We start from the raw sequence: 17,265 nt of genomic DNA, 5'->3' as shown, positions 1-17,265 counted from the left end.
TTGTTCGCAACCTGGTAAAACAGCACAAAGGCCGTAAAGACTCGATACGCAGTAAGTGTGTTAGGGCTAGTTTTGACGATGAATTCAGGGCTGAGCTTATCTTTGGTTAATACTTGTTAACAAAGTATGCTCTCACCCTGCTCTGTCACAGGCGGTGGTGAAGATTTCCTGATGATTACAATGCTCACGTAAATCTGCGATGGTGAACTGCGCCTTAAATACTCTATTTTTATCAGACATAACCACGGGCCATACCGATTAAATAATCTAAGTATAGTGTATGAAATTTAAATCGCGACAGTTTATAAGTTATAGTATAACGTTATTGCCATTGAAAAATGGTGGTGTTATATTATATCACAACACTCAACAACCAACGTAAAAAGTAGTAACAATGAAGCAATTTTCAATTATTTCTAGTGCTGTTGCCGCTGCACTGTTTTCTCAATCAAGCATTGCTGCTGTTATCACAGGCCAAGTAGTAGATAAAAATCAACAACCCGTTGTTAATGCACAAGTCCATGTGCATGGTAAATCACAGGCTGTAATGACTGACGCGCAAGGTGAATTTAAAATTGATGTCGACAGCAAAGGTCAACTTCATGTAAGCAAAGATAATTTCATTGATAAGCGTGTTGATATTAATGGTGATGATCAATCTGTTGTTGTTACTTTGACGCCTACATCCGTAGAAACCGTTGTTGTGTATGCGTCAGCCTTACACAAAAACAGCTTAGAGATGATCTCACCGGTTAATGTGTTATCAGGTGACAATTTAAAGAATAAAGCGAAACCGACTCTAGGTGAAACTTTAAAAGGCTTACCGGGTGTTAATGCCAGTTATTTTGGTCCCGTTTCATCAAGCCCTATAATTCGTGGTTTAGATGGCCCGCGTGTTAAAATTACACAAAATGGTTTAGACAGTAGTGATGCATCTCGTATCGGACCCGATCATGCCACCTCAAATGACAGTTTAGCAGCAGAGCAAATTGAAGTGCTTCGTGGCCCAGCTACCCTACTTTATGGTTCAGGCGCAATTGGGGGTGTGGTAAACGTTGTTGATAACCGTATTCCTACCGATAACATCGAGACATTGACAGGTGCGGCTCAATACACGCACGACACAGTATCAAATACGAATACCTATGCAGCTAAGTTAGAAACAGGTAACAACGGTTTCAACTTCCATTTTGATGGCACAAAACGCACGGGTGACGACTACAAAACTCCCACGTTTGAACTTCCAGAAGAGCATGAAGAACACGAAGGTGAAGAACACGCTGAGCACGAGACTGCTAACAGCGTAGAAAATACCTTTATAGACAGCCAAACCGTTAACTTTGGAACTAGCTACGTTGGTGAACATTTAACGTTAGGCGTGTCATATGGCCGTATTGAAACAGATTATGGTATTCCTGCCCATGAACATCATGGCCACGATCATGAAGAAGAAGCTGAACATGAAGAAGCAGGACATGGCGAAGAAACCCATGAAGAATCTGTTTTTGCTCAGTTAGAGCAAGACCGTTGGCAAGGCTACATGAGTTACGCTCTTCATAATAACTGGATTGAAAACATCTCGTTGCGCGTAGGTTATACAGATTATAAACATGCTGAAATTGAAGACGGTGAAGTTGGAACGGTGTTCAGTAACAAAACAACTGAAGCGCGTGCGACAGTCGAGCATAAACTTGGTCTTTGGCACGGTATGGCTGGTTACCACTATACAGAGTCTGACTATGATGCCGATGGCGAAGAAGCGTTCACACCGGCTAGTGTAACAAAATCAAACGCGCTATTTTTACTTGAGGAAAAACAATTTGGTGATGTCACTGTTGAACTAGGTGCGCGCATCGAAGATTACCAAATCGATTCTGCTGTCACATTGGCTGAACATCATCATGATCATGCAGAAGAAGCGCATGATGAAGAGGAAGAAGCTGAAACAATTAACTACAGTGCCGATTTCACTAACTTAAGCTTATCTGCGGGTGCTATTTGGCAATATCAAGAAGGCCAAAGCGTTGCGCTTAGCGTGTCTCACTCGGAACGTGCGCCATTAAGTGCAGAACTACTCTCGAATGGTGTTCACATTGCAACAGGTACTTATGAATTAGGCTTAGGTTATCATATTGAAGAAGGTGAAATTCACTTTGAACCTGAAGACATCAAACAAGAGACTGCAACAAACTTTGATTTAAGTTTCCGTCGTTTCATTGGTGACTTTGGTTATACAATCAACTTTTTCTATAACGATATTGAAAACTTCTATTACCAACAAAATACGGGCTATTTCTTTGATGAAGAACATGGCTTAGAAATGGCAGAAGAAGTACACGATGATGCCATGGCGGTTTACCAATTTACCAGTAAAGATGCCAAATTGTATGGGTTAGAATTTGATGTGCACTATCAAGTTTCACCTAGCACCTTAGTGAAAGTGTTTGGTGATTCGACGACAGCTAAATTAAAAGATGACAATAACTACTTACCACGAATCCCAGCGAATAAATTGGGTTCAGAGTTACAGTATACCGTCTCTGATTGGCAGTTTAGCCTAACAGGTACACATTACTTTGAGCAGTCAGACATCACTGCCTACGAGACAAAAACAGAAGGGTACACTTTGTTTGATGCGTCAGCGAATTATCAACTTGACTTAGGCCCAGTAGATACACAGCTTTATATCAACGTTGATAACATAACAGACGAACTTGGCTTTGTTCACAGCTCGTTTATTAAAGAAAAAGCGCCACTACCGGGCAGAAACTTCAGCCTAGGTATCCGCGGTTACTTCTAAAAAGTAACGAATATAAAAAAACCCTTTCACTTTAATAAGTGAAAGGGTTTTTTATTATCCTTTAAAAAAGTTAAACGCGCTGTTTAACCTTTTTGTTCGATTTTAGCCCATGAATCACGAAGACCCACCGTTTGGTTGAACACAAGTGTCTGTGCTTTATTATCGCGACAGAAATACCCTGTACGTTCAAACTGGAAGCCCTGCTCTGCTTGTGCATTTGCAAGTGAAGGTTCTAACTTCGCATTTGATAACACCACAAGCGACTCTGGATTAAGCGTTGCATTAAAGTCTTCAGCAGCTGCTGGGTTAGGTACGTTGAATAGACGATCGTATAAACGTACTTCTGCAGTAATAGACTCGCTAGCAGATACCCAATGGATTACCCCTTTCACCTTGCGACCATCACTTGGGTTTTTACCCAGCGTTTCATCATCGTAAGAACAGAAGATCGTGGTGATTTCACCATTAGCGTCTTTTTCAATGCGTTCAGCTTTTATCACATAAGCACCGCGTAAACGCACTTCTTTACCCAGCACTAAACGCTTAAACTTATTGTTTGCTTCTTCACGGAAATCTTCGCGTTCAATATAAAGCTCGCGCGTAAATGGCACATCACGGCGTCCCATTTCTTCTATGTTCGGGTGATTAGCGACTGATAACGTTTCTACTTTATCTGCATCATAGTTCTCTAGAACCACTTTAACAGGGTCAAGTACAGCCATAGCACGTGGTGCATGTTCATTTAAATCTTCACGAATACACGCTTCCAACATGCCCATTTCAACCATGTTTTCTTGCTTAGTAATACCAATGCGTGAACAGAACTCACGTACTGAAGCTGGTGTATAACCACGACGACGTAAACCAGCAATCGTTGGCATACGTGGGTCATCCCAGCCTTCAACATGGCCATTAACCACTAAGTCATTTAATTTACGCTTAGACATAATGGTGTATTCAAGATTTAAACGTGAAAACTCGATTTGCTGTGGATGGCATTCTAGGCTGATGTTATCAAGCACCCAGTCATAGAGACGTCGGTTATCTTGGAATTCAAGCGTACATAAAGAATGTGTAATACCTTCAAGCGCATCAGAAATACAATGTGTAAAGTCATACATTGGGTAAATGCACCACTTATCACCTGTTTGGTGATGGTGAGCAAAACGTACACGGTACAAAATAGGATCGCGTAATACAATAAACGAGCTTGCCATATCAATTTTAGCACGCAGTACACACTCGCCTTCTTTAAACTCACCGTTACGCATTTTTTCGAATAAGGCTAAGTTCTCTTCAACAGGTGTATCACGATAAGGGCTATTTTTTCCTGGCTCTTTTAGCGTACCACGGTACTCACGAGCTTGGTCTGCTGACAAGAAACACACATACGCAAGCCCTTTTTCGATAAGTTCAACGGCATAGCCATAAAGTGCATCAAAGTAGTTTGATGAATATTTAATTTCACCATCCCATTGAAAACCGAGCCACTGCACATCTTCTTTAATAGAGTTTACGTAGTTGATATCTTCTTTTTCTGGGTTTGTATCATCAAAACGTAAGTTGCAAAGGCCATTGTAATCCTGGGCAATACCAAAATTTAAGCATATAGACTTTGCATGACCAATGTGTAAAAAACCATTTGGTTCTGGTGGAAAACGTGTATGCGTAGTCGCGTGTTTACCGCTTGCGAGATCTTCGTCGATACGCGTTCTTATAAAGTTACTTGGGCGATTCTCAATTTCCGCCATAGGAGCATAATCCTCTGAATATTGCATGGTGACAAAACTACTGCATTATTACAAAAAGAAGCGCTAACATACAGTAGTTGATGTGTGTTTATCGAAGATAATAATGCGATTGTTAAAACCCTATGGTCAAATCGGTAAAAAAGTTGTTCTAACGCAATAAAATGATCATTGACTGACGATATAGTGCCGATAGTTTCACTATTTAATAAGGAAAAGAGATGGCTTCACTCAATCAACACCGAGTCTATATTCCTAGCTCTGCACGTGCAAACCAGTATGTGTTAGTTGAATTTAAACCCAATGATGAGTTTTTTGCCCAGTTTACAAACATTAGCTGCGGTTACAAGCGTCTTGCAAGGGAATTATTTGCGCTGTGCGATGAGTATGAACTTCATAACGTACATCTCATTGCGAATGATAAACTACCTGTCGTACGCTACCATGATGAGGCGTACAGTTTAGAAACAACAAAACAAATATTATTTTTCTATAATCCACAATACCACGAAGCACACAATGTATTTGCTAATGGCGAAGAAAGATGCAAAAAAATTCGCTTATTATTCTTAGCAACCGGTGACGATATTCGTGCAAATGCGGCACAGTTCCACCATAAAGTGCAACGGGTAATCAATACATTACAAGACAAGCTTTTAAGCAACCAACCCCCGCTTAAGATTAGAGATCATCAACACTTAACCTATGACTTATTTGCCAAAGCCAAAGGCCACAAAGAAAGCTATGGCTATAAGTTGCGAAGTTTATATCCGCGTTATCAATCGCGCCAATGCCATTTGCCAAGCGATCACAGCGAAATGACCTATGCAGGCTTTTCAATTCCTGTCACACGCGCAATTAAGACACAATTTCAGCATATGCTAAATGAAGAAAACTATAGTCAGTTTTATCAGTATATTTTTGATGCGTTTAAACGTGCCTGTGATAAGCGTCAACTTAACTTAGCTGCCTTTATCGCAAATGGCACTCGCCCGATTGTGCGTAATAGTAATATTGACAATGCACAGAGCAATAGCGAGTTACAAAAACTGACTTTCGACTGCACCAGCGAGCAAGTACAAATACAACAATTTTGGAATGCGGATACGTTGGTCGATGTGCTGCACTTTGTTATTGCAGCAGCAGAAAAAGATAAACACGATATCGGTTACGGCCGATTTATGAACCAAGTACAAAGTGCCATTAATGAGGTGACAGACGAACTTGCGTTTAATCCAACACGCCAAGACTTACGCGTGCGCTTTTATCAGCATATTAACTATCAATATTAAACAGGTTTTACGCGGGTGACAGCGATGTGTCACCCACCTTTACCTTAACGATTTTTTGGTAATTTAGATAAGTCTAAACGTAATACCTTTGAGCGTCGCTGGTAGTTATACAGCGACTTTTTCTTCGCGGGCAGTTCATCGACCGTCACCAATACAAAACCTTGTTCAATAAACCAATGAATACTGCGCGTTGTTAACGCAAATAACCCATGATAACCACACCGTTTTGCCTTATTAATTATAAAACGTAATAAATTACTGCCACGGTCTGCATCACGGTATTGAGGGTGAACAGCAAGACTTGCAAATTCACCAACCTGCTCTTCATCAAATGGGTAAAGGGCAGCGCACGCGATAATAAGTCCATCACGCTCAATCACTGTGAATTGCTCAATTTCTATCTCTAATTGCTCTCTTGAGCGACGCACTAAATAGCCCTGCTCTTCAAGTGGTCTAATTAAGTTTAAGATACCGGTTATATCACTGATCGTTGCACTACGAAGTTGTTCAGAACTTTGTGGCGCAATCTGGGTCCCAATACCATCCAAAGAGAAGAGCTCTTGCAATAAGGCACCATCTTCTTTGTAGCTAACAAGGTGACACCGATGCACCCCACCCCGACATGCATCAATAGCAGCTTGCAAAAAGACAGGGGCGCTCAAACATGAAGGTGTATGAGTGCGATAGTGCTCTAACACTCGCTCGGCTTCGTTTGGCATTAATTCTGCTATCGCTTCGCCATTTTCATCTAAAATACCTGCATCTTGGCTAAAGCCTAGCATTTTGTCTGCTCTGAGCTTTAAAGCAACCTGAGTCGCAATTTCTTCCGCGGTTAAATTAAAGCTCTCACCCGTCACTGAGGCAGCAATCGGACCTAGGAGCACAATACTATTGTTATTGAGTTGGTGGCGTATTCCCTCAACATCAATTCGCCTAACACGCCCCGAGTGGTGGTAATCAACCCCTTCATCAACGCCTAAAGGCTGCGCTATAACAAAATTACCACTGACTACATTTAAAAATGAGCCCGACATGGGGGTGCTACTTAATGACGTGGATAAACGCGCGGTGATGTCAAATTGCATTGCTCCGGCCACTTTTTTAATCACTTCAAAAGTGGTGTTATCGGTAACACGGATCTCGTTATGAAAATGACTAGTTATGCCAACCTCATTCAAAGCGGCATTAAATTGTGGCCGTGCGCCAAACACCAAAACAATCTTAATACCTAAGCTTGTTAATAGAGCAACATCATTAATAATACTTCGACAGCCTGGCTGGTCTATCGCCTCACCACCCAGCATTACAACGAAAGTCTTGCCTCTATGGGCATTTACATAAGGAGTCGACTGACGAAATCCGTCTACTAATTCTGTAGTACGCACGTGCTAATTACCTTTTAAATTCAAGCGTTTTTTATTAAAACGGAAACAGAGGAATTAGTTTAAGGAATTTTTATTCATAAATAAAGAATTTTTATTCTTTATTTATGCATAAAAATTGACAGTGAATTAAGTAATAAAAAAGGCCCGCATAAGCGAGCCTCTTTTTAAGAGATTAAAGACCGATTACCAGCCTGTTTTCTCTTTAAGTGCAGCACCGATGTCAGCTAGTGAACGTACTGTTTTAACGCCAGCAGCTTCTAATGCAGCAAATTTCTCATCAGCAGTACCTTTACCGCCTGCGATGATTGCACCCGCGTGACCCATACGCTTACCTGGAGGCGCAGTTACACCCGCAATGTAAGAAACAACAGGCTTAGTTACGTTGTGCTTGATGTATTCAGCAGCTTCTTCTTCTGCTGTACCACCGATTTCACCGATCATAACGATTGCTTCAGTTTGCTCGTCTTTTTCGAACATTTCTAAAACGTCGATGAAGTTAGTGCCAGGGATTGGGTCGCCACCGATACCAACACATGTTGATTGGCCGAAACCAGCATCAGTAGTTTGCTTAACCGCTTCGTAAGTAAGTGTACCAGAACGTGATACGATACCTACTTTACCAGGCTTGTGGATGTGACCAGGCATGATACCGATCTTAGTTTCACCCGGAGTGATAACACCTGGGCAGTTAGGACCGATCATGCAAACACCAGTTTGCTCAAGCTTAACTTTAACGTCAACCATGTCTAGTGTTGGGATACCTTCAGTGATACAAACGATAAGCTCGATGCCAGCATCGATAGCTTCTAAGATTGCATCTTTACAGAAAGGTGCTGGTACGTAGATTACTGATGCAGTTGCGCCAGTTGCTTCTACAGCGTCACGTACTGTGTTGAATACTGGAAGACCAAGGTGCGTTTGACCGCCTTTACCTGGGCTAACACCACCAACCATTTGTGTACCATACTCAAGCGCTTGCTCAGAGTGGAAAGTACCTTGGCCACCAGTGAAACCTTGACAGATAACTTTTGTATCTTTATTGATTAATACAGACATTATTTGCCCTCCGCAGCAGCAACAACTTTTTCAGCTGCGTCTGTTAGTGATTCAGCAGCGATGATGTTAAGGTCAGAATTAGCAAGTACTTCACGACCTAGTTCAGCGTTAGTACCTTCTAAACGTACTACTACTGGTACGTTTACGCCTACTTCTTTAACTGCACCAATGATACCTTCTGCGATCATGTCACAACGAACGATACCACCGAAGATGTTAACTAAAACAGCTTTTACGTTGTCGTCTGAAAGGATGATCTTGAATGCTTCAGATACACGCTCTTTCGTCGCGCCGCCACCAACATCTAGGAAGTTAGCTGGCTTGCCACCGTGTAGGTTTACGATGTCCATCGTACCCATTGCTAGGCCTGCACCGTTAACCATACAACCCACGTTACCGTCTAGTGCAACGTAGTTAAGCTCGAAGCTTGCAGCGTGAGCTTCACGTGCATCTTCTTGAGATGGATCGTGCATTTCACGGATTTTAGGTTGACGGTAAAGCGCGTTACCATCTACACCGATTTTGCCATCTAGACAGTGAAGGTTGCCTTCGTCTGTGATAACAAGCGGGTTGATTTCTAATAATGCGAAATCGAAATCGTTGAACATGTTCGCAAGACCCATGAAGATCTTAACAAACTGTTTCATTTGCGTTGGGTTTAAACCTAGTTTGAAGCCTAATTCACGAGCTTGATACGCTTGAGGACCTACAAGTGGATCGATTTCAGCTTTGTGGATTAGCTCTGGCGTTTCTTCAGCAACAGTCTCGATTTCAACACCACCTTCAGTAGATGCCATGAAAACAACTTTACGAGAAGCACGATCTACTACAGCGCCTAGGTATAATTCGTTAGCGATGTCAGTGCAGCTCTCAACAAGGATCTTAGCTACTGGCTGACCATTTTCGTCTGTTTGGTAAGTAACTAAGTTTTTACCTAACCAGTTCGCAGCGAACTCTTTAACTTCGTCGATTGTTTTAACTAGCTTAACACCGCCAGCTTTACCACGGCCACCTGCGTGAACCTGTGTTTTAACAACCCACATATCACCGCCAATTTTCTCAGCAGCTGCTGCAGCTTCTTCAGGTGTATCGCAAGCGTAACCGTGAGAAACTGGTAAACCATATTCGGCAAAAAGTTGTTTTGCCTGATACTCATGCAAATTCATGATGCTTTATCCAATTTTTTATACTAAAAGAGCTGAATATTTATGCAAATAAACAGCTATCCCAAATTGCGCACCTAGTATAAATCCCAAGGCTCAACATGAAAACCCCAGTTAGACCAAAGGCGCAAAAAAAAAGCTGTGAACGCAGTCCACAGCTTACATTTTATACAACTAGATTAAACATCTAGTAATAAACGTGTTGGATCTTCAAGTAACTCTTTAATTGTCACTAAGAAACCAACAGATTCTTTACCATCAATTTGACGGTGATCGTACGATAACGCTAAATACATCATTGGTAAGATTTCAACTTTACCATTTACAGCCATTGGACGATCTTGGATTTTGTGCATACCTAAGATTGATGACTGAGGTAAGTTGATAATCGGTGTAGAAAGTAACGAACCGAATACACCACCATTAGTGATAGTGAAGTTACCACCTGTCATATCATCAAGTGTTAATTTGCCGTCACGACCTTTAAGCGCTAATTCACGGATACCTTTTTCAATTTCTGCAACTGATAACTTGTCACAATCTTTAAGTACTGGTGTAACTAGGCCACGTGGTGTTGATACCGCGATGCTGATATCGAAGTAGTTGTGATAAACAATATCATCACCATCGATTGATGCATTCACTTCAGGGAAACGTTTAAGCGCTTCTGTTACTGCTTTCACATAGAAAGACATGAAACCCAAACGAATACCATGACGTTTTTCGAATACTTCTTGATACTGCTTACGAAGGTCCATGATAGGTTTCATGTTTACTTCGTTGAATGTTGTTAACATTGCAGTTGAGTTTTTCGCTTCAAGAAGGCGATTTGCAATAGTCTTACGTAAACGCGTCATTGGAACACGTTTTTGAGTACGGTCACCCATAGGTGCAGCAGGTGCTGCCGCTTCTGCTTTAGGTGCAGCCGCAGGCGCTTTTAAGAATGTATCAACGTCTTCTTTCGTTACGCGACCATTTTTACCCGTGCCCTTGATTTTTGATGCATCAAGGCCCTTTTCAGCGATTAGACGACGCACTGACGGTGTTAATACGTCTGAGCTATCGCTTGAATCGCTTGCTGGTGCCGCTTCTTCTTTTTTCGATTCTGCTTTAGCAGGTGCTGCACCCGCTTTAACAGTACCAATCACTTGTTCGCCAAGCACTGTTTCGCCTTCTGCGTGGATGTGCTCGCCCATGATACCGTCTTCTTGAGCAACAACTTCAAGAACAACTTTATCAGTTTCGATGTCAACTAGGTTTTGGTCGCGCGTTACCGCTTCACCTGGTTGAACATGCCAAGTAGCTATTGTCGCGTCTGCGACTGATTCTGGAAGTACAGGTACTTTAATGTCCACTTCTTTACCTTCTGATGCTGGTGCTGATTGCGCCGCTGGCGCGTCTTCTGATTTTGCTGGTGCTGATTCTTTAGCAGAATCGTCACTTGCTGGTGCAGCATCTGCATCACCAAGTAAACCAATTACTTGTTCACCAAGTACGGTTGCACCTTCTTCTTGTGAAATTTCAGTAATGACACCGTCGTTTGGTGCAACTACTTCTAAAACAACTTTATCTGTTTCAATATCAACTAAGTTTTGGTCACGGCTTACTTTGTCGCCAACACTTACGTGCCATGTTGCTACGGTAGCATCAGCAACCGACTCAGGAAGTACAGGAACTTTAATTTCTGTGCTCATTGCTTATCCTTTATTTTCAATAGTAAGCGCATCTGCAACGAGCGCTTGTTGTTCTTTAGTATGCACTGACATGTAGCCACATGCTGGCGATGCTGATGCTTTACGGCCAGCATATTTTAATTTAGCGCCTTGTGGAATTGCATCGACAAAGTGGTGTTGAGAACAATACCAAGCACCTTGGTTTTGTGGCTCTTCTTGACACCAAACGAAGTCTTTAACGTGTTGATAACGCTGCATGATTGCATCCATCTCATCGTGTGGGAATGGATAAAGTTGTTCAACACGAACAATTGCAACATTATTAAGCTCTTGCTTACGACGCTCTTGAAGTAGTTCGTAGTAAACTTTACCGCTACAGAAAACAACGCGTTCAACTTTCTCTGCTGGGATGTCATCAATCTCGTCAATCATATTATAGAACACACCTTCAGATAACTCTTCCAGTGTTGATGTTGCTAATGGGTGACGTAATAATGACTTCGGTGTCATAACAATCAAAGGACGACGCAGTGGACGAACTGATTGACGACGTAGCATTGCGTAAACTTGCGCAGGTGTTGATGGCACACACACTTGCATGTTGTGATCAGCACACAGTTGTAAGAAACGCTCTAAACGGGCTGAACTATGCTCAGGACCTTGACCTTCATAGCCATGCGGTAACAAACACGTTAGACCACATAAACGGCCCCACTTTTGCTCGCCTGAACTTAAGAACTGGTCAAATACAACTTGAGCGCCGTTCGCAAAGTCACCAAATTGGGCTTCCCACATGACTAATGATGTAGGTTCTGCAGTCGCATAACCATATTCAAACGCAAGCACCGCTTCTTCAGATAACACTGAATCGTATACTTCAAATGCACCTTGCTTTTCGCTGATATTTTGCAACGGTAAGTAAGTTGATGCATCTTGTTGATTATGAACAACAGCATGACGATGGAAGAATGTACCACGGCCTGAGTCTTGACCCGTTAAACGGATATCAGTACCTGCATCAACAAGTGTTGCATAAGCCAGTGTTTCTGCCATACCCCAATCAAGTGCTTTTTCACCTGATGCCATTAGTTTACGGTCATCGTAGATTTTCTTAACACGAGACTGTGCTTTATGACCTTCTGGGTAACTTGCCACTTTCTCGCCAAGTTCTTTAAGTTTCTCTACCGACACTTTAGCGTCGTATTCTACATCCCAATCGTGACCAACGAACTTAGCCCAATCAGATGAATGAGATGTTTCAGGTTGAATTTCTTCAACAACGCACGAGCCACGGTCTAAGCCATTACGGTAATCATCTGCGAGTACTTTAATTTCGTCTTCAGTGAATGAACCTTCAGCCACAAGCTGATCAGCATAGATTAAACGAGGAACAGGGTGTTTTTTGATTTTTTGGTACATAAGTGGTTGAGTCGCATTAGGCTCATCCGCTTCGTTATGACCATGACGGCGATAACAGACCAAATCAATAACAACATCACGTTTAAACTGATTTCTGAAATCAAGCGCAATTTGTGTTACGAATGCAACGGCTTCTGGATCATCAGAGTTAACGTGGAAAATAGGTGCCTGAACCATCTTCGCAATATCTGTACAGTATGGTGTAGAACGCACATCAGCCTGTTTAGACGTTGTAAAACCAACTTGGTTGTTAACAACAATACGGATACTACCACCACAACTAAATGCATTAGTTTGTGATAGGTTAAATGTTTCTTGTACAACACCTTGACCTGCAATCGCAGAGTCACCATGAATTGTAATAGGCAGTGCTTTAATACCTGACTTATCACCTAAGCGGTCAAGACGCGCACGAACCGAACCCATCACTACCGGGTTTACGATTTCTAGGTGAGACGGGTTAAATGCAAGTGCCATGTGCACATTGCCACCCTTAGTCGCAAAGTCAGATGAATAACCCATGTGATATTTAACGTCACCTGAGCTTAATGTATCTTTATGTTTACCAGCGAACTCATCAAATAAATCTGATGGGTTTTTACCTAAAACGTTCACTAGTACGTTCAGACGACCGCGGTGAGCCATACCAATAACAGCTTCTTTTTGTCCGCTTTCACCTGCACGATGAATCAGTTCTTTAAGCATTGGTACTAACGCATCACCACCTTCAAGTGAGAAACGTTTTGCACCAGGGAACTTAGCCCCTAAATATTTTTCAAGACCATCCGCTGCTGTTAACCCTTTAAGGATGCGCAGCTTTTCTTCTTTAGAAAAAGTTGGGCGTGATTGCACTGATTCCAAACGCTGTTGTAACCAACGCTTTTCTTCAGTCGATGTGATATGCATATACTCAGCACCAACAGAACCACAGTACGTGGTTTTAAGTGCTTGATATAACTCACCTAAAGGCATGGTTTCGCGACCGACTGCAAACGAACCCACATTGAATTCACGGTCAAAATCAGCTTCAGATAAATCGTGGTACTCTAATTCAAGATCGCGAACACGTTCGCGTTGCCAGATACCTAATGGATCTAGGTTGGCATTTTGGTGACCACGGAAACGGAAAGCATTTATAAGTTGTAGCACTTTGACCTGTTTAGGATCACCAGAGCCACCCTCTGCTACCACCACTTCTCTATGCTTGTTTTTAGCAAGCTCCGCAAATTGTGCACGAACTTCAGAATGTTTTACGTCAACATCCACACCATCAACTTTTGGTAATTGTTCGAACACTTCTCGCCATTCTTCTGGCACAGAAGTCGCATCATCTAAGTACGCTTCATAAAGCTCTTCTACGTAAGCAACGTTACCGCCGTTTAAGTGAGAAGATTCTAGCCATGCCTTCATCACACCTTCGTGCATTTATAAGCCCTTTTCTTTAGCGCAGAAATTAATTGTTGTAAAAACAAGGTGGTTAATAAATTAACCACCTTACATATTCAATATTTTAAACCGAACGATTTAAAAGCATTGACTTGATTTGTCCAATTGCTTTGGTCGGATTAAGACCTTTTGGACACACGCTAACACAGTTCATGATACTGTGACAACGGAACACGCTGAACGCATCGTCAAGGTCAGCAAGACGCTCTTCTGTCGCTGTATCGCGGCTATCAGCCAAGAAACGATATGCGTGAAGAAGGCCTGCTGGACCGATGAACTTGTCTGGATTCCACCAGAACGAAGGACACGATGTTGAACAACATGCACATAAAATACACTCATATAAACCATCAAGCTTATCGCGTTCTTCGATTGACTGAAGACGCTCACCCGCCGCTGGCGTGTCGTTGATAAGATAAGGTTTTACTTTTTCGTATTGAGTGTAGAACTGACTCATGTCAATAACAAGGTCACGTACCACAGGTAAACCAGGTAATGGACGAATTACGATTTTACCTTTGCCACCTTTAAGTAGCGTTGATAAAGGCGTGATACATGCCAAACCATTTTTACCATTCATGTTGATACCGTCTGAACCACACACACCTTCACGGCATGAACGACGGAATGATAACGTTGGATCTTGCTCTTTTAATTTCATAAGCGCATCCAACACCATCATATCTTGACCTTCTTGCGTTTCTAGCGAGAAGTCTTGCATACGTGGTGCGTTATCAATATCTGGATTGTAACGATAAACGGAAAATTGTACTTGTGCCATCGTCTCGCTCCTAGTATGTACGTGCTTTAGGTGGGAAAGCTTCACGCAGTTTCGGCGCGTAGTTTACTTCACGTTTGCTCATTTCATCCGTTACAGGATTGAAAATTGAGTGACATAGCCAGTTTTCGTCATCACGATCTGGGTAGTCGAAACGAGAGTGAGCACCACGGCTTTCTGTACGGAAGTTTGCAGCTACTGCAGTTGAGTAAGCTGTTTCCATCAAATTATCAAGCTCTAAACATTCAATACGTGCTGTGTTGAATTCAGTTGATTTGTCATCAAGACGCGCATACTGAAGACGTTCACGGATTTCTTTAAGCTCTTTAAGACCTGTTGCCATTGCATCACCTTCACGGAATACCGAGAAGTTAAGTTGCATACACATTTGTAGATCTTTCTTGATTTGAACAGGGTCTTCACCTTGGCCAGCTTTAGAGCTTTCCCAACGATTAAAGCGTGCAAGCGATGCTTCAAGGTCTGAATCAGACGCATCTTTACCCGCTTCAACACCGTTTAGGTATTTGCCTAAGAAGTTACCAGCAGCTCGGCCGAATACAACTAAGTCAAGTAGTGAGTTACCGCCAAGACGGTTAGCGCCGTGTACAGATACACACGCAATTTCACCAACAGCGAATAAGCCTTCAACAACTTTTTCTTGGCCATTTGCATCAATTTGTAATGCTTGACCATTTACGTTAGTTGGAACACCACCCATCATATAGTGACATGTTGGGATAACTGGAATTGGCTCTTTAGCAGGGTCAACGTGTGCGAATGTTTTCGCAAGGTCACAAACACCTGGAAGACGAAGGTTTAGAGTTTCTTCACCTAAGTGGTCAAGCTTAAGCTTGATATGTGGACCATAAGGACCATCGCAACCACGGCCTTCACGAATCTCTGTCATCATTGAACGAGCAACAACGTCACGCGATGCTAAGTCTTTCGCATTAGGTGCATAACGCTCCATGAAACGTTCGCCGTCTTTGTTTAGAAGGTAACCACCTTCACCACGACAACCTTCCGTCACAAGTACACCCGCACCAGCAATACCGGTTGGGTGGAACTGCCACATTTCCATATCTTGCATTGCAACACCCGCGCGTGTTGCCATACCAACGCCGTCACCTGTATTGATGTGCGCGTTAGTTGTTGATGCAAAGATACGACCTGCACCACCTGTTGCTAAAACAACCGCTTTAGATTTGAAATAAACAACTTCACCTGACTCGATGTCGATTGCTGTACAACCAACAACGTGACCGTCGCTGTTTTTAACAAGGTCTAATGCATACCACTCAGAGAATACATTTGTTTTGTTTTTAACGTTTTGTTGGTAAAGACAATGCAATAATGCGTGACCAGTACGGTCAGCTGCGGCTGCAGTACGTGCAGCTTGTTCACCACCAAAGTTTTTCGACTGACCGCCGAAAGGACGTTGATAAACACGGCCATTTTCAAAACGAGAAAATGGTAAGCCCATGTTTTCTAATTCAGTAATAGCTTCTGGGCCTGTTTTACACATATATTCGATAGCGTCTTGGTCACCGATGAAATCGGAACCTTTAACCGTATCGTACATGTGCCATTCCCAGTTATCTTCATGTGAGTTACCCAAAGCCACCGTAATACCACCCTGTGCAGACACAGTGTGAGAACGTGTAGGGAAAACTTTTGAGATAAGTGCACAGGTTTTGCCTGACTCAGTGATTGCAAGTGCTGCGCGCATACCTGCACCACCGGCACCAATCACTACAGCGTCAAATTCACGAACAGAATAATTCACTTAAACACCCCATAAAACGATTAGACCTATTGCTACGTAAGCAACGGCCATAAGGTTTAATACAAAGCCTAAAACAGCACGTAATTTAGCGCATTTAACATAGTCAGTTAATACTTGCCAAAGGCCAATACGGGTGTGAACCATGATGCAAACAAGGGTAATTAGTGTAAACCCTTTCATTGCTAGGTTTGAAAATAGGCCTTGCCAGGCTTCAAAAGTGACTTCGGGTGTACATAAAAAATAGCCAACAATAAAAATCGCGTAAGCGCTGATAATTAAAGCGGTTGTACGAAGTGATACGTAATCTTGTACACCATCACGTTTAAGAGTTGCTTGATTTAAAACCATATCCACACTCCTGCTAGAATTGCAGCAACAACGCCTAAAGCCATTGCAACTTTAGCGCTGAAGTTACCTGATTCAAGTTCTTCCCAGTGACCCATATCCATAATGATATGACGGATACCACCAATTAGGTGATACGCCAATACAGAAATGGTACCCCACGCTATGAATTTGGCAATGAATCCGCTGAACAGACCCTTGACGAATTCAAAACCTTCAGGAGAAGAAAGAGACTCAGACCACGCCCAAATGACAAACGTTAAAGCAAAAAATAATGCAACACCGGTGACGCGGTGAAGAATTGATGCTTTAGCCGTAGCCGGCATAGATATAGTTGTTAGATCTAGATTTACAGGTCTTTGCTTTTTCACAGT

At 42.4% G+C, this 17,265-nt stretch carries 12 protein-coding genes; 2 read left to right on the top strand and 10 right to left on the bottom strand.

Annotated features, from left to right (window positions below; genetic code table 11):
• Positions 1 to 394 precede the first annotated feature (394 nt).
• The gene (locus JIG41_RS12750; protein WP_199524863.1) at positions 395 to 2,800 is read left to right on the top strand and encodes a TonB-dependent receptor; all 2,406 of its coding nucleotides are present in this window, start codon (positions 395 to 397) and stop codon (positions 2,798 to 2,800) included.
• Positions 2,801 to 2,883: 83 nt separating this feature from the next.
• Here the strand turns inward: JIG41_RS12750 and glnS are convergent, their stop codons facing one another.
• A complete protein-coding gene (gene glnS / locus JIG41_RS12745) occupies positions 2,884 to 4,551 on the bottom strand; it encodes a glutamine--tRNA ligase (RefSeq protein ID WP_036968612.1) in 1,668 nt (555 codons plus the stop codon).
• 218 nt (positions 4,552 to 4,769) lie between these two features.
• Between glnS and JIG41_RS12740 the strand changes: the two genes are divergently transcribed.
• Positions 4,770 to 5,840, top strand: a complete 1,071-nt coding sequence (locus tag JIG41_RS12740) for a DUF3083 family protein (protein ID WP_118844230.1) — start codon at positions 4,770 to 4,772, stop codon at positions 5,838 to 5,840.
• A gap of 44 nt (positions 5,841 to 5,884) precedes the next feature.
• Here JIG41_RS12740 and argA read toward each other — a convergent pair whose 3' ends face one another.
• The 9 genes from argA to sdhC form a co-directional block, all read right to left on the bottom strand.
• The gene (gene argA / locus JIG41_RS12735; RefSeq protein ID WP_199524862.1) at positions 5,885 to 7,225 is read right to left on the bottom strand and encodes an amino-acid N-acetyltransferase; all 1,341 of its coding nucleotides are present in this window, start codon (positions 7,223 to 7,225) and stop codon (positions 5,885 to 5,887) included.
• A gap of 183 nt (positions 7,226 to 7,408) precedes the next feature.
• Positions 7,409 to 8,281 carry a succinate--CoA ligase subunit alpha gene (gene sucD / locus JIG41_RS12730; protein ID WP_199524861.1) on the bottom strand — a complete coding sequence of 291 codons (873 nt, stop codon included), beginning with the start codon at positions 8,279 to 8,281 and terminating at the stop codon, positions 7,409 to 7,411.
• Positions 8,281 to 9,447 (bottom strand): ADP-forming succinate--CoA ligase subunit beta, encoded by a 1,167-nt coding sequence (gene sucC, locus JIG41_RS12725; protein ID WP_036968617.1) that lies wholly within the window; start codon positions 9,445 to 9,447, stop codon positions 8,281 to 8,283. Before sucC ends, sucD begins: the two co-directional genes overlap by 1 nt.
• 176 nt (positions 9,448 to 9,623) lie before the next feature.
• A complete protein-coding gene (odhB, locus tag JIG41_RS12720; RefSeq protein ID WP_036968619.1) occupies positions 9,624 to 11,138 on the bottom strand; it encodes a 2-oxoglutarate dehydrogenase complex dihydrolipoyllysine-residue succinyltransferase in 1,515 nt (504 codons plus the stop codon).
• Between the two features lie 3 nt (positions 11,139 to 11,141).
• On the bottom strand, positions 11,142 to 13,961 hold the full coding sequence (locus tag JIG41_RS12715) for a 2-oxoglutarate dehydrogenase E1 component (RefSeq protein WP_065979886.1): 2,820 nt from the start codon (positions 13,959 to 13,961) through the stop codon (positions 11,142 to 11,144).
• 85 nt (positions 13,962 to 14,046) lie between these two features.
• Positions 14,047 to 14,763 carry a succinate dehydrogenase iron-sulfur subunit gene (locus JIG41_RS12710; RefSeq protein ID WP_065979885.1) on the bottom strand — a complete coding sequence of 239 codons (717 nt, stop codon included), beginning with the start codon at positions 14,761 to 14,763 and terminating at the stop codon, positions 14,047 to 14,049.
• 10 nt (positions 14,764 to 14,773) lie between these two features.
• Complete coding sequence (sdhA, locus tag JIG41_RS12705; protein ID WP_074988254.1) at positions 14,774 to 16,546, bottom strand: succinate dehydrogenase flavoprotein subunit; 1,773 nt, start codon at positions 16,544 to 16,546, stop codon at positions 14,774 to 14,776.
• The gene (gene sdhD, locus JIG41_RS12700) at positions 16,547 to 16,894 is read right to left on the bottom strand and encodes a succinate dehydrogenase, hydrophobic membrane anchor protein (protein ID WP_036968629.1); all 348 of its coding nucleotides are present in this window, start codon (positions 16,892 to 16,894) and stop codon (positions 16,547 to 16,549) included.
• Positions 16,885 to 17,262: a succinate dehydrogenase, cytochrome b556 subunit gene (gene sdhC, locus JIG41_RS12695; RefSeq protein ID WP_065979883.1), complete on the bottom strand. Its 378-nt coding sequence runs from the start codon at positions 17,260 to 17,262 to the stop codon at positions 16,885 to 16,887. The genes sdhD and sdhC overlap by 10 nt, the downstream gene beginning before the upstream one ends.
• Between the last annotated feature and the right edge of the window lie 3 nt (positions 17,263 to 17,265).

Source organism: Pseudoalteromonas sp. bablab_jr011 (assembly GCF_016464045.1).
Classification (GTDB): domain Bacteria; phylum Pseudomonadota; class Gammaproteobacteria; order Enterobacterales; family Alteromonadaceae; genus Pseudoalteromonas; species Pseudoalteromonas lipolytica.
Note: the sequence above shows the minus strand (reverse complement) of the source record. Positions and strands in the feature narration are given on the sequence as shown.

Coding starts and splice junctions, on each gene's coding strand:
- JIG41_RS12750 (WP_199524863.1), top strand. CDS start 395: ATGAAGCAATTTTCAATTATTTCTAGTGCTGTTGCCGCTGCACTGTTT.
- glnS (WP_036968612.1), bottom strand. CDS start 4,551: ATGGCGGAAATTGAGAATCGCCCAAGTAACTTTATAAGAACGCGTATC.
- JIG41_RS12740 (WP_118844230.1), top strand. CDS start 4,770: ATGGCTTCACTCAATCAACACCGAGTCTATATTCCTAGCTCTGCACGT.
- sucD (WP_199524861.1), bottom strand. CDS start 8,281: ATGTCTGTATTAATCAATAAAGATACAAAAGTTATCTGTCAAGGTTTC.
- sucC (WP_036968617.1), bottom strand. CDS start 9,447: ATGAATTTGCATGAGTATCAGGCAAAACAACTTTTTGCCGAATATGGT.
- odhB (WP_036968619.1), bottom strand. CDS start 11,138: ATGAGCACAGAAATTAAAGTTCCTGTACTTCCTGAGTCGGTTGCTGAT.
- JIG41_RS12715 (WP_065979886.1), bottom strand. CDS start 13,961: ATGCACGAAGGTGTGATGAAGGCATGGCTAGAATCTTCTCACTTAAAC.
- JIG41_RS12710 (WP_065979885.1), bottom strand. CDS start 14,763: ATGGCACAAGTACAATTTTCCGTTTATCGTTACAATCCAGATATTGAT.
- sdhD (WP_036968629.1), bottom strand. CDS start 16,894: ATGGTTTTAAATCAAGCAACTCTTAAACGTGATGGTGTACAAGATTAC.